The 14377-nt window shown below is 37.9% G+C and carries 9 protein-coding genes; 2 read left to right on the plus strand and 7 right to left on the minus strand.

From position 1 onward, the window contains the following. Window positions 1-85: 85 nt before the first annotated feature. Together RV00_RS05590 and RV00_RS05595 are read right to left on the minus strand one after the other, a co-directional pair. Window positions 86-1384: an MFS transporter gene (locus RV00_RS05590; RefSeq protein ID WP_071861629.1), complete on the minus strand. Its 1299-nt coding sequence runs from the start codon at window positions 1382-1384 to the stop codon at window positions 86-88. A gap of 10 nt (window positions 1385-1394) precedes the next feature. Beyond that, window positions 1395-3614: an FAD-dependent oxidoreductase gene (locus RV00_RS05595; RefSeq protein WP_071861630.1), complete on the minus strand. Its 2220-nt coding sequence runs from the start codon at window positions 3612-3614 to the stop codon at window positions 1395-1397. Between the two features lie 107 nt (window positions 3615-3721). Between RV00_RS05595 and RV00_RS05600 the strand changes: the two genes are divergently transcribed. Next, a complete protein-coding gene (locus RV00_RS05600; protein ID WP_071861631.1) occupies window positions 3722-4495 on the plus strand; it encodes an AraC family transcriptional regulator in 774 nt (257 codons plus the stop codon). A gap of 56 nt (window positions 4496-4551) precedes the next feature. Here the strand turns inward: RV00_RS05600 and RV00_RS05605 are convergent, their stop codons facing one another. From RV00_RS05605 to RV00_RS05620, 4 genes are all read right to left on the minus strand, one after another. Next, on the minus strand, window positions 4552-5901 hold the full coding sequence (locus tag RV00_RS05605; RefSeq protein WP_071861632.1) for an APC family permease: 1350 nt from the start codon (window positions 5899-5901) through the stop codon (window positions 4552-4554). 248 nt (window positions 5902-6149) lie between these two features. Then, on the minus strand, window positions 6150-7151 hold the full coding sequence (locus RV00_RS05610) for an NAD-dependent epimerase/dehydratase family protein (RefSeq protein ID WP_071861633.1): 1002 nt from the start codon (window positions 7149-7151) through the stop codon (window positions 6150-6152). A gap of 49 nt (window positions 7152-7200) precedes the next feature. Beyond that, window positions 7201-8394, minus strand: coding sequence for a glycine C-acetyltransferase (locus tag RV00_RS05615; RefSeq protein ID WP_071861634.1), 1194 nt, complete (start codon window positions 8392-8394; stop codon window positions 7201-7203). A 730-nt stretch (window positions 8395-9124) separates the two neighbouring features. After that, window positions 9125-10051, minus strand: a complete 927-nt coding sequence (locus tag RV00_RS05620) for an aldo/keto reductase (RefSeq protein ID WP_071861635.1) — start codon at window positions 10049-10051, stop codon at window positions 9125-9127. Window positions 10052-10251: 200 nt separating this feature from the next. On the opposite strand from RV00_RS05620, the gene RV00_RS05625 reads away from it, so the two are divergent. Beyond that, complete coding sequence (locus RV00_RS05625; protein WP_462804781.1) at window positions 10252-11691, plus strand: global transcriptional activator MafR; 1440 nt, start codon at window positions 10252-10254, stop codon at window positions 11689-11691. 17 nt (window positions 11692-11708) lie between these two features. Here RV00_RS05625 and RV00_RS05630 read toward each other — a convergent pair whose 3' ends face one another. Further along, window positions 11709-14264, minus strand: coding sequence for an HAD-IC family P-type ATPase (locus tag RV00_RS05630; protein WP_071861637.1), 2556 nt, complete (start codon window positions 14262-14264; stop codon window positions 11709-11711). Window positions 14265-14377: the final 113 nt, after the last annotated feature.

Consider the following 14377-nt stretch of genomic DNA (forward strand, 5'->3'; position numbering starts at 1 on the left):
TGACGATTAAGACCGTCAGAGGCTTTTTCCTTCTTTTTCTATTCACAAACAATAAGATTTTCGAAAGTCTCAGAGAGCCTCTGCTCTAATTATCCTTTTCTAAATTACCTACAACAAAAATATATGAGCAAGCACCTAGTAATGCAATTCCCGCAATGAAAACTAATGCAGACGAGAAGTTTCCATTTGCAACTAAAAAGCCAATAACAATTGGAATCACGATTGAAGATAAAGCTCCGCATAGGTTAAAGATACCACCAGCGAGTCCCAGCAAATTATCCGGCGCTAGTAACGTTACAAAGACCCACGTGATAGTTGCAAGTCCATTCCCAAAAAAGGCGATTGACATAAAGGTGATAATCAAATAGGGATTCGACGTATAGTTTGCTCCCATGATCAACAAAGTTAATAGTAACCCTGTAATAACAGGAATTTTTCGTGACATACTTTTTGAGAAGCCCTTTTTACTTAATTTGTCTGATACATAGCCTGCCAATATTACTCCTACAAAGGCTGCTAAATATGGAATACTTGATAAAAATCCTGTTTTACTCAAAGATAGACCTTTTTCTTCTGTTAAGTAAGAAGGAAACCAAGTTAGAAAGAACCAAAATGTTCCACTTATTGCAAATTGACCGAGATAAATTCCAATTAGTTTTTTAGTAAATAACTTTTTCAAATTTTCTCTCGTCAATTTTGCTTTAGGTTTTTCATCAGTTATTTCTTCTTCAAATATTGCACCGCCGTCTTTAATATATATCAATTCACTTTGGCTGACCCATTTATTTTTTTGTGGGTCTGAATAAATGATATACCATACAAAAGACCAAATAATCCCAATAGCGCCGGTAACAATAAACAATCCTCGCCAACCAATTGAATTATGGATAGCATATAAGATTGGCATTGAAAAAGCTAGGCCTAGAAATTGAGCTGAAGAATAAATACCAATTGCTGTGCCTCTTTCATTTTCAGGAAACCAATAAGAGATTGCTCGGTTATTTGCTGGCATCACAGGAGATTCGAAAAATCCGACACCTAAACGTAACCCTAAAAAGTGGCTAAAATTATGAATTCCGGCTTGAAAAAGTGTCATTAAAGACCAACCAAATAGACTGATAAAATACATAATCCGTGATCCAAACTTATCTAACAAAATTCCACCAGGTACTTGCATAGCTGCATATATCCAACCAAAAGCTGAGAAAATCAATCCTTGTTGAACCGTTGTCAAACCAATTTCCTTGGCTAGTTCAGGCATTGCTATCGAAACATTCGTACGATCCATATAATTAATAACAATATTTACAAAAACCAAAGCAAGAATTAAATAGCGCATCTTAAACTTATTTTTAGGTTGTTCAACATTTTGTAATGTGTTCATTTTATTCTCCTTAGTATACTCTGACTTCAAACACTGACTTGAAACTGCTGCCGTTCGTCTCTAACAATTGCACTTCGATTTGATCAACCACTTGTGAATCCACTTTATGATTTCTTTGACGAACGCGATTATTAGCCACTTTAACGAGCAATTTACGATCGTTACCAGAAATTGCCCAAATCTCGTAATCCTTGATTAATTCAGGCATTATCTCAAAAGGCGTACGATGATGGTGTAAATTAACCAGGTCCTCGTTAACCTCATCATTTAATGTCAAAATGATCTCTGAAATCTTTTGTGGTTTTTTCCAACTCAATGTAATTTTCTCTGATTTCTTTGAGTTTAATTGAGAGACCCATAAATTAGGTGATCCATAGGGACGTTTATATCCATTTAAAAGCTGATTTCCAGAATAACCATCGGTCTCTACTTTAAATACAACATTTTTCCGATTTATTTTTTGATTCGTCCAGTAAAGAATCGGAGATTTTCTAGCATAGTCATGGAGTTCCGGTTGCTTCAATTCTTGAATTGGATCTTCAATAAAACTTAAGACACCTGGAATGACAGTTGGACTCAAAAAAGTAAAAACATTCACATTTTCTTTTAGTACAATAAAAATAGTTTGCTCTTCTGAAAGCTCAGGTAACGTAAGTGAATGCCATTGACGACCTGCTTTTGTTAACTGGATTGTTTCTGATGTTATCTTTTCTTGAGGAATATAATTTTCCTTACGACCAGTTAGATAGAAGTCTACTTCTAAGCAGGTCGCTCCCGTAGCTTCCAACAGAATACTCAATTTATTATTCTTTTTCGTTTTATAAAATTGAAATCCCTGTCCTTTTTCTAAAGACTGTTTCGTTAAACACTCGGATTCTGTATTGATTTCTTCCAACTCACTTGTGACGAATACTTGTGCTTCTTTTGCTAAATCATTTTTGTCTTCGTTTTTTAAACCAATGACAGAACCATCATTTTTCAGCAATTCCTGTTGATACTCCACTAAATGATGCTGGTAAATTTCTCTAGGAGTACAATTCAGATTATGAGCCATTGCAGCAGCGGTTCCTGCCGCTTCACCTAAAATAGCGCAAGTGGCCATAACTCGAATCGTTCCGAAAGCTACATGACTTGCAGAAACATTCCGTCCAGCAAAATATAAATTCTCAATGTTTTTCGAATATAACATCCGATAAGGTAAGTGGTAAATTCCATCTGCTACTACATGACGAGCACCCGCGGCTTGTGTGTACATTCCCGTTGCTGGGTGAAGGTCGATAGACCAACCTCCAAACGCAATCCGATCCTCAAAAAAAGTTTGTTTCTCAATATCTTGTTGAGTCAAAACGTAATCACCAATAAAACGTCGTGATTCTCTTTTTCCAGGAATTGTCCCTACCCATTCCAAGTCTAATGTGTCAGCGTCATATTCCCCTGAGTTCTTAATATAGTCCCAGATACCATATACTACAGAGAGCAGCTCATCCCTAATCTTTTCATTATCCTTGATTGTGTCTAATTCACCGCCCCATTCAATCCACCAATAAGCACAACCACTATCAGTTGGATTCAATGTTCGATTTTTAATTATTGATGTATCTTGGATTTTTTTAGCAAAAGTGGGAGCAATAAACTTAGTTTTTTCACCTGTATCTTTTGTATAAAATAGTATGGTACTCCCCAGCAACTCATTATCAGAAAGTTCGGGAGCTAAAGATTCACCATAAGTACTTTGGCTTTCTCTCCCTATATGAAATTCTGCTTGTGCATTTGCTCCAACTGTTCCATCTCCAGTACAGTCTATAAAATAATCACCTAAAAACTGAAATACTTCCTCTGACCCTTGGATTCTTGCTACTACCCCAACAATTTTATTTCCTTCCATCGTCACATCTAGAACTTCTGTATTTAGATAAAGTTCAATATTTTGTTCTTTTTTTACTTTTTCGAGCAATAATAAATCCCACTGAAAAACATTCCCTTGAGGATTTCTAAATTGATTTTCTAAAAATAATTCTCCCATAATTCCGGTTTCTCTTGCGTAACGATTGACGCCATGTTTAGTGGCTCCACAAACCCAGACACGAACTTCACTACTGGAATTCCCACCTAATACGCTGCGATTTTGTACTAACAAAACCTTTTTACCTGCTCGTGCTGCAGCAATGGCAGCGCAAATACCAGCTAGTCCTCCACCCACTACTACAATCTCTTTTTTTATTTCTCTCATGTAACCGCTCTCCTAACTTTGATAGTTTTATTATAATATTTGTGATATATTCAACAATGTATTAATCAGTCCTGTTTTTGGCTTTTTTTGACTTTTGGAGGGAAATCATGGAAACGTTAAAAATTATTGATCACATTTGGTGGGAAAAAAAAGAGGAATTTTTGTTAGCGGAAGATCAAGATAGTTTCTGGGTCATCTATTTACTAATTGAAGGAGATTGTCAATTTAGGATTGGGGATACTTCTGGTATTGCATCGAGTCCTAGTATACTGATTTGCCCGCCGAATATAGTATTTGAAAGAAAGGTATTAACTCCTCTTTCTTTTCATTTTTTTCGATTAGACCTAATAGGACCCCATTCTTACTTACATTTACAATCTGGCCTTCATGAAATAACAAAGGAACGTTTAGTCTTGAATGAAGATATTTTGAGACAATATGTATACGATTTATCTGCTTATAGCTTTTTTATTCGAACACATTTAGTTCAAGACTTTCTACTTTTTAATAGCTTCTCCTATCGAAAACCAATTCAATCATTAACTCAACCAATGATTCATAACCCACGGGTTCTTGAAATACTTTATTATCTTGATACTCATTATCAAGAAGATCTTTCAATAGCTGATTTAAGTAAAAAATATTCTTTTAACGCTTCGTATCTATCACGGTTATTTAAAAAAGAGACCGGTTACACACCTAAAGAATACTTGTTAAACGTTCGCCTAAAAAATGTCCAACAATTGCTTGTTTCGACTAACTTACCGATTGAAGAAATTGCAGAGTTAACTGGATTTAAACACGGTTATTATTTATCTAAATATTTCAAAAAAATTTTTGGAATTTCTCCAAATAATTTTCGAAATAAGCATGTACTATAAAAAAAGGAAGGATCTCTGCAATAAGCAGAGATCCTTCCTTTAATAATTTAAGTTAATTAATTATATTTTTTCTTCAAGTATAGATAGAATGGAATTCCTAATGCTGTAATCGCAATCCCGACCATCGCTAATTGGAATTGGTTGATCAATGTCATCACTAAGATGAAGACTCCACCAATAATCGCAACGATTGGAATGATTGGATAAAGCGGTACTTTGTAAGGACGAACCAAATCTGGTTCTGTTTTTCTCATTTTGATAACTGCGATAAAGACTAATGTGTAGAAGATCCAGATAACGAAGACCAACATATCTGTCAACATATCGAATCCACCGATCATCATCATACCGATGGCGATCACTAATTCTAAAATTCCCGCGATATAAGGAACTTGGTTTTTGTTTAACTTAACTAATTTATCAGAGAATGGTAATTGTTTTTCAAGCCCCATTGTATAAGGCAGACGCATACCAGTCATGGTGTAGCCGTTGATTGTTCCGTATACAGAGATCAAGATACCAATGGTTACTAATTTACCACCCATACCGCCGAAGATCGTATTGGCAACTTGCATTGCTGCGTTATCATTACCAGCTAGATCAGAGATATTCATTGTCCGTAGGAATGCAAATTGAACTAATAAGTAAACTACCATGATTCCTAAGATCCCACCTGCAATCGCACGAGGTAAATCGCGGGCTGGTTTTTTCAATTCGCCGGCGATATTACCGACGTGAATCCAACCGTCATAAGCAAACATTGTTGCTAATAAACCGGCACCTAATGCTGGAGCAAAACCGCCAACTGCCGGACCTGCTTCTACTGGGAACAAGCTAACCGTTACATCGCCTTGACGTAACAGACCGAAAATGACGATTAATGCCAAAGGTACTAATTTACAAACTAACGTAAATGATTGGAACATTCCGCCGGCTTTTGAGCCTAGGAAGTTGATCAACATGATTGAAGTTGCTGCGACAATTGCGATTGGCACTAACAGTCCTTGACTCATGCCGAACAAGTTAATGAACTGAGTTGAGAAGATGATCGCCAATGCTGCGACGTTTGCTGGGAAGTAAATGATTACCTGCGCCCAACCTAATAAGAAACTCCAGAACTCGCCATAAGCGCGTTCAATGTAACGTAGCATACCACCTGTTTCTGGGATCGCTGCAGCTAATTCCGCTCCGGTCAAGCCGGCACAGACACTGATTAATCCTCCCAAGAACCAAGATAACATATGTAAGCTCGTTGATCCTGTAACTGCTGCCACACTTGCGGCTTTAAAGAATACTCCCGCACCGATTACGGTACCCATTACTGTTGAAAGGGCTGGGAAGAATGTCATTGTCCGTTTTAATTCACCTTCGTGTGAACCAACGACATCTTGCTGGTTGACTGCCATAATTTTTCCTCCTTATGGTTTGTGAAGCGGCGCTTTGCTCACTTCTTAACTTGATTTTTTAAGAACAATAGACCTTATCACCTGATAAATTAAATAAAATAAAGAATTGCTCTATAACAACTATTCAAGGCGTAAAGTCTCTGTCCGGAGATTATTCTAACATGAGCAAAGAAAAAGGGAAACGTTATTTTTAACATTTCCTTTTTTCTTACTCTCCCCTCATGCTGCGTTAAGAATTACAGACTATTTTAAGAATTTACTTTCCCGAAAGAGATTTTTGTTTCGACACCTTCAGCTTCAAATTTTTCTGACAATCTTTCTAACATTTCGTCGGTCATTTTATCTAAATCAAAATGAGGATTGAAGTCCCACTCTTTGCGAGCATCGCTGTCGTCGATTGAGTTTGGCCAAGAGTTGGCAATGCCTTGACGAACGGGATCAACATCATACTTCATTTCGAAGTCTGGAATACGACGTTTGATTGAAGCGGCGATTTGTTCAGGTTCAAACGCCATCGCTGTAATATTAAATGAGTTACGATGTTCTAAACGGCTAGCATCCGCATTCATTAATTTTACGATTCCTTCGATCGCATCATCCATATACATCATATCCATATAAGTTCCTTTATCAATGAATGATGTGTAAGATTTGTTTTTCAATGCTTCGTAATAAATATCAACTGCATAGTCTGTTGTACCGCCACCAGGTTCTACTTTATATGAGATTAAACCAGGGAAACGAACGGAACGAGTATCAACACCATATTTTTCATGGTAGTAGTTTTCCAATAATTCGCCGGCTACTTTCGTGACACCATACATTGTTGTTGGATGCATCACAGTATCTTGTGGTGTATTATCTGGTTCAGCATCTGGTCCATAGGCCGCAATTGAAGATGGTGCGAAGAATTTTGTTTCTGGTCCGATTTCACGAGCCACTTCTAAGGCGTTCATTAAACCAGTCATATTCAAGTTCCAAGCAAACGCTGGACGTTTTTCGGCTGTAGCTGAAAGTAATGCTGCTAAGTGAATAATGGTATCTACTTCATAACGTTTTGCCATATCTAAAAAGTTTTCGTAGTTTGTTACGTCTAATTCCTCAAATTGACCATTTTCAACGACTGGGCTGCCTTCAACCGTACGAATGTCTGTTGAGATAACATTTTTAACACCTAAGTCTTTACGTAATCTTTCCGTTAATTCTGATCCGATTTGTCCTAACGCACCTGTGATTAATACTTTTTTCATGACTGTGACTTCCTCTCTCATTATCCTATTTTGGTTTTAATGATCAGTTTTATTTGATGATATCTAATTCTTTACCGACTTTTTCGTAAACTTTGATTGCATCATCTAACATTTCTTTTGTATGACCGGCATTCGGCATGTTCCGTACACGGCCAGTTCCTAATGGTACAGTTGGGAACACGATTGGTTTTACATAGACGCCGTTTTCAATTAATTTCTTAGAGAATTCTTGTGCTAATTTTTCATCACCAACAATAACTGGTGTGATTGGTGTTTCTGATTTACCAATGTCATAACCAATCCGTTTTAATTCTGATTTGAAGTAATTCGCATTTTCCCAAAGTGTTTCAACATATTCAGGATGGTTTTGAATCAAATCAATCGCTTCGATACAAGCACCCGCAGCTCCTGGAGTTAAAGAAGTTGAGAATAAGAATGGACGTGCTTGAGATTTTAACCAAGTAATCAACTGTTTTGTCCCAGCGACATATCCGCCAACAACACCGATCCCTTTTGATAACGTACCCATTTGGAAATCAATATGATCTTGCATGTGGAAGTGTTTCACTGTTCCGCGACCTTCACCCATAACACCCGTTCCGTGAGCGTCGTCTACATAAGTGATCACATTGTATTTTTCACAAATTTCTACGATTTCAGGAATCTTAGCCACGTCGCCGTCCATTGAGAAGACGCCGTCAGTGATATACATTACTTTGTTGTATTCGCCGCTTTCAGTTGCTGCTTTGGCTTTCGCTTCTAAATCTTCCATATCTTGGTGATTGACGCGGATGATTTTTGCGCCGGATAAACGACAGCCATCAATGATTGAGGCATGATTCAATTCATCTGAAAGGATCGCATCGCCTTTTTTCATCACTGCTGAGATTGCGCCCATGTTACAGTTGAACCCTGATTGGAAAGCGATCGCTGCTTCCGTTCCTTTGAACTCAGCAATTTTTTCTTCTAATTTTTGGTGAATGTCTAAAGTTCCGTTGATTGTCCGAACAGCTCCAGCTCCAGCGCCATAATGTTTCGTTGCTTCAACGTCTGCTTCGATCAATTCTGGACGAGTAGCGAATCCTAGATAGTTATTAGAGGCTAAGTTGACCATTTTTTTACCATTGACAGTAATGATTGGTCCATTGCTTCCTTCTAAAACATCGATTGTGTTAAACAATCCTTTTTCCTTTAAATCTTCCAAATTCGTTTCTAGAAATTGGTCAAGAACTTTTGAACTCATAACAATTCTCCTCCATACTGATTATTGCGCAATTTAAGTTGTTATTTTTATTAGCGAAAAAAGCGAACAGCTTATTTTAATGTTTGCGCTTTCGTAATTTACACTCTTAGTTTATCGGCGATTGATAACGTTTACAAGTTTGTGAACAGACAATTCTTTGAATTATCATAAAACTCAAACCAATTCTAATAGATTTTATTTAATAATTGATCTCGGCCCCTTTTTAACATAACATCCAAAAAAATATTTCCTAAATGGAGAAAGCTTTTAAATGAATGATCTTTCACAATGAAACGCGAATTTATTGATTAATCCTAAAAAAATACTTATTAAATACTTTTTTAGCGGAAATATTTGAAGCTAGTTTACTCACAAAGAAATTTTGACTATCAGTTAATTTGAATAAAAAACATTTTTTCCTATCACGATTTTTTTCTAATACAATTCAAATAAAAAAGGGAAACGTTTTCATTTAAACTGAGATTTTAGCTTTTTTAGCCATTTATTTGTGAAAAACGACGGTTTTTTACACAAAAAAAGGCGTTCAAAAGGAAATCTTTTTTATTTTCTAAGCCAAATTTTGAAGTGTTGACATTAAACCATCAACTTTTTCATTTGTTTTTTATTAGCACGCAAAAAAGAGCCGTCACATGATGGACCGCTCATCGATAGATATTTCCTTAAACAAATAGAAACGAGATGCTAGACTCCGCATCTCGTTTAGTCATTCTTATGGCAAATCATTTCCCGCTGCAAAATATACGTCATACCATTCTTGCTTCGTTAACGTAATCGCTCCGCCAGCCGCGCTTTCTTTAATACGCTTAGGATTCATCGTACCCAGGATCACTTGCATGTTCGCTGGGTGCCGTAAGATCCAGGCCACCGCGATCGCATTTTTATTCGTATCATATTTCTTGGCTAATTTCGCCAATAGCTCATTTAATTCTGGGAATTTGTCGTTATCAACAAAGACTCCTTCAAAGAAACCATATTGAAATGGTGACCACGCTTGGATCGTCACATCATTGCGGCGAGCAAACTCCAAGATGCCGCCATCATGATCGAAAGAGCGTGTATCCGTCATGTTGGTATGCATTCCATAGTCGACCATTCCTGTATGCATGATAGAGAATTGCAATTGGTTGATCATTAGTTTTTGATCTACAACGGCTTGCAACATTTGGAATTGTTCTGGATTGAAGTTGGATACACCGAAGTGACGGACTTTGCCATTGGCTTGTAAAATATCGAAAGCTTCCGCGATTTCTTCAGGTTCCATCAATGGATCTGGACGGTGTAACAAATAACTATCTAAATACTCGATCCCCATCCGTTTCAAAATACCATCTACTGAATCTAATAAATATTGCTTTGAAAAGTCATAGCGCTTCTCGTCACCGGTAACGATACCACCTTTTGATTGAATGAAAAATTTATCCCGCGAGATTTTTGCTTCCTTTAGTGCTTCGCCGAAAATCAATTCTGATTTCCCATTACCATACATATCTGCTGAATCAATAAAATTGATTTCATTTTCTAAAGCTGTATCTAAAACTTCCGCCGCCTCGGTTGAAGTTAGCGCTGCCATTCGCATGTTGCCTAAAGCGATTGCTGAAGTTTCCCAATAGCTGTTGCCGATTTTACGTTGTAACATAGGGTTCATCCTCTCTGAAGAAACTTTTTACTTACCTCTAAAAGTATAGACTATTTTGAACAAATTGCTAGTGAAAAAGATGGGACAATTAATTGTCGGCCCTCCACTTATTCCTGTCAGTATCAAACAGCTCCGGCTTGACCCTCTTTGATTTTCTCCGTATGCTAGTTTTTATAAGGGAGGGTTCCTTGATGTATTCGATGCTAAAAAAAATCATTACAGAAAAAGATATTTACCGTCAAATTTTACTATTAGAACAGTTGCTTAATCACTCCCAGCTAACCGCTAAAGAATTGGCAGAAAAAACTGGAACGACCCAGCGGACCATTTTTTCTGATCTTCAGCTCATCCGCGATTACCTGCCAGAAAATTGGGAATTAGATACAGATAGTAACGGGATTCGTTTAATCACTGATGGGAACTCGCTAACCAATGATATTTGGGAAGTGTTTTTACCTCATTCAGTAAGTTTACAATTAATTAAACAGCTGTTCTTTACTAAAGAGCTGAAGGTCTCTGAGTTTCTCGCTGAAACAGGAATCTCATACGAAACGCTGAAACGCCATAAAAATAAAATCAACCAACAATTAGCTCCTTATCAGATAAAAATCAAATTAACAACTTATCAAGCAAGTTTAACTGGTGCTGAAAGTGCCATACGAATTTTCTATCATCGCCTGCTGCTCCCCTTCACCCATAACAATTATTTCTTTGAGGATTATTCGATTCATGAGGAGCATTATTTATATTTTTTAACTAGGGAACTCGCTGGTGACACGGCAGTCGATACAGAACAGATTTTTGGTATTTGCTGGTTCTTTATTAATAGCATTCGAATCAAGGCAGGCTGTCGAATTGATGACTTCAGCTATGATTTCAATGATTCCTTGTTTAAGCTATACGCGCCGCTTTTGCAGCAGCTCTATAAAAAAGAAGGCATTTATTTGCAAAGCTCAGATATCTTTTTTGCTTTTTTCTGCTTTTTAGAAAGTTGGAATTACGATAATCACTTAGGGTCTCAGGTTGCTAAAATCCTTACTAATGATTATCTCTTTTTATTGGAACAAGCCCAACGAACGGTTCAGGAAATTGCAAATGAACTGCAGCTGCCTCAACTGCTAACGACTAACCTAACTGAAAATTTACTGCTGCTTCTATTAAAGTATGCCGAATCACCAGCGTTATCGCAGCAATTTCAATTAGAATATCAGGAATTGTTGATCCAGCATAACGAAGGCTATCCTAGTCTGAATGATAACGGAAGGAAACTTTTTGAGGGGCTTCCACAATTTTCTACGATTGAAGACACCACTTATTTCGTGAATCTTTTTCTGCTTTTGAGCCGCCAAGCCATTTCATCCATTCACTCGGATACTAAGATCGTTTATTTTATTTTTCAAAGCGAACCCGCTTGGAAAAGTTTCCTTTTTCAAGAGCTGACTGATTTTCTAGGTAAACGAGTCAAACTTGTTCCCATCGAAATTTCTCAATTATCTACTGCTGAGATTGCAGAAGGGACTTTGCTGGTGTCAAACATCCCGTTGGACTCAGTAGCGATTCCGGTTTTCTATTTATCAACTACGCCAACAAAAAATGAGCTCAGTCAGTTGATTGAGCTCACCTCTAGTTCTTATTTCTAAACGAAACGGTTAGACGGCTATGAATTATTGTAGTGGCTGACCGTTTTGGCTTTTCTTTGGAAGATTCCTTTACTGATTCGTTTCTCTAGTTCTACTACAAAGAATAGTAGTAACGCATTTCCAAGTATCACTGTTTGTTGTCCTAAGCTTAGTGCTGTCGTTCCTATCAACTGTTGACCGATAGGTAAGAAAACGACGGCGGCTTGTAGTGAAATAAGAATACCTAGTGAAATAAATAGTACTTTATTCTTCAACATACCACGATTGATTGAACGATCCAGCCTTTCACGACAATTGATCATGTAGACCGCTTGGCCGATCACGATATTTTGTAATAGGATCGTTTGCTGCAAAGCTGCCCCTTCAAAACGCATCGATAACAAGTAGGCAGGGATCATGATCAGTAAGGATACATAGATAATCCTAAAGAAGCTGTAGCCTGTCAAAATCCCCATCTTTGTATCTCTTGGCGGGCGCTTCATCGTATCTTTACTAGCCCCTTCAAAACCTAACGCATAGGATAGAGTAATCGTGGTGACCATGTTGACCCATAAAATTTGAATGGGGGTTAATGGCAGTGGGCGATTCATTAATAAGGCAAGAATAACGATCAAGCCTTGTGCCAAGGCTGTTGGTAAAAAGAAATTGATTGTTTTTTGCAAGTTGTCAAAAATTCGCCGACCCTCTTTGACTGCCTTGATAATCGTATAGAAATTATCGTCAGCCAAGACCATGTCTGCGGCTTGTTTACTGACTTCGCTACCTTTGATTCCCATCGCAATTCCAATATCTGCCTGTTTTAGTGCAGGAGCATCATTGACTCCATCACCAGTCATTCCGACAACTTCTTCCTTCTTTTGTAGGGCTGTCACGATCCGCAACTTATGCTCTGGTGTTGTCCGAGCAAAGACGTCTACCTGTTCAACTTGCTGTGCCAGCTCTTCATCTGAAAGGCGATCAAGATCCGCTCCTTCTAAAATTTTTGAGGTGTGCTTTAAGCCAATTTGTTTACTGATCGCTTGTGCCGTTGCTTTATGATCACCTGTAATCATTTTTACAGAGATTCCTGCCTGCTGTGCCTTTTCAACGGCTTGAATGGCACTTTCTTTTGGTGGATCAATGATTCCCGCCAAACCAGCGAAGGTTAGTTCTGATAATGATTCATGCGTCAATGCTTCTTGCGGGCTCACTTTTTTATAGGCAAAGCCTAGTACCCGTTGACCTTTGCTGGCTAACTGCTCGCCTTGATTCTCCCAGTTGGCTTTTTCTTCCGTCGTCAAGTCAGCTTTTTCCAATAATACTTCAGGTGCGCCTTTAACAAAAATCACTTGCTCATGATCAGCGGGATGCATCGTCGCCATATATTTATAAGAAGAACTAAAAGGAATTTTACCTAAAACTTGTTTTAGGCTTTGTTTTTCCTCAGCTATGTATTTTAAGAGTGCCAACTCAGTCGGATTTCCTTGGATTGTTTCAATCGCTTGGTCATCTTGGGTTTTTAATTCCTGACAATTATTCATGATTTCTTTTACGATCGGCGCTTCTTCCGTCACAACTTCGGTTACAGTCATTTCATTTTTCGTTAACGTTCCTGTTTTATCCGAGCAGATAACCGTCATCGAACCTAATGTTTCCACTGCTGGCATTCCTTTAATGATCGCATTTTCCTTCGCCATTTCTTTCACACCCATCGAAAGGATCATCGTTAAAACGGCTGGCAAACCTTCTGGGATCATCGCTACAATCAGCGCGATACTGGCAGAGAACATCAAGTTCCAATCCATGCCGTATCTAAAGGTAGTAAAGAATAGTAAGAACACGATCAGTGCCAAAATCCCTCTAAAAATCTGTTTGTTCAATTGATGCATCTTTTTAACTAGCGGGGTCGTTTGCGATTGGATTGATTGTAAGGCTCGATTGATTTTACCGATCTCAGTATCATTTCCCGTTTCGACCACGATCCCTTTAGCCGATCCTGTCTGGACCAGCGTTCCTGAAAAAGCCATATTTAATTGATCGCCGGCAAGCACTTCCCGGTCAATGGCAGCAATACTTTTCTCGACTGCTTCTGACTCTCCAGTTAGGATAGATTCTTCGATGGTTAAGTCATGGACCTCAATCATTCTTAAGTCTGCGGGAACGACATCCCCAGCCTTTAATACTACGACATCCCCTTGGACTAATTCTTCTGAAGCGATTTTGATTGGCTGTCCTTCATTCAGAACAGTCGCCTCTTGTCCCATCATTTGTTTCAGTCCATCTAATGATTCTTCTGCCTTTCGTTCTTGCCAATAACCGACAAAACCGTTCACGATGACGACTAAGAAAATAATGCCGCCTTCAACAAATTCTCCTGTTGCAAATTTTAAAAGTGCCGCAACGATCAGAACTACCATCAATAAGTCCGTAAAATGTTTAGCGATTTTCTGCCAAGTCTTTAATTGCTTTTTTTCTTCTATCTTATTTGGTCCATTTTTCATCAATCTTGATTCACGCTCTTGTTTATTTAGACCTTGCTTTTGTGCTGCGGTCTTCTTTAGCATTTCTGTACTCGAAAGTTTATACCATTTCATAATTATTCCTCCATATCATTTACTTGATACCCTTAGTATACGGAGAAATAAGTTTTTCTAAGGTCGATAATTTCAGTCCTACCTGAAATAATTGAGTAAAAGAAAACTGTCCT

Origin of the sequence: Enterococcus devriesei (genome assembly GCF_001885905.1) — a bacterium.
Taxonomy (GTDB): domain Bacteria; phylum Bacillota; class Bacilli; order Lactobacillales; family Enterococcaceae; genus Enterococcus_A; species Enterococcus_A devriesei.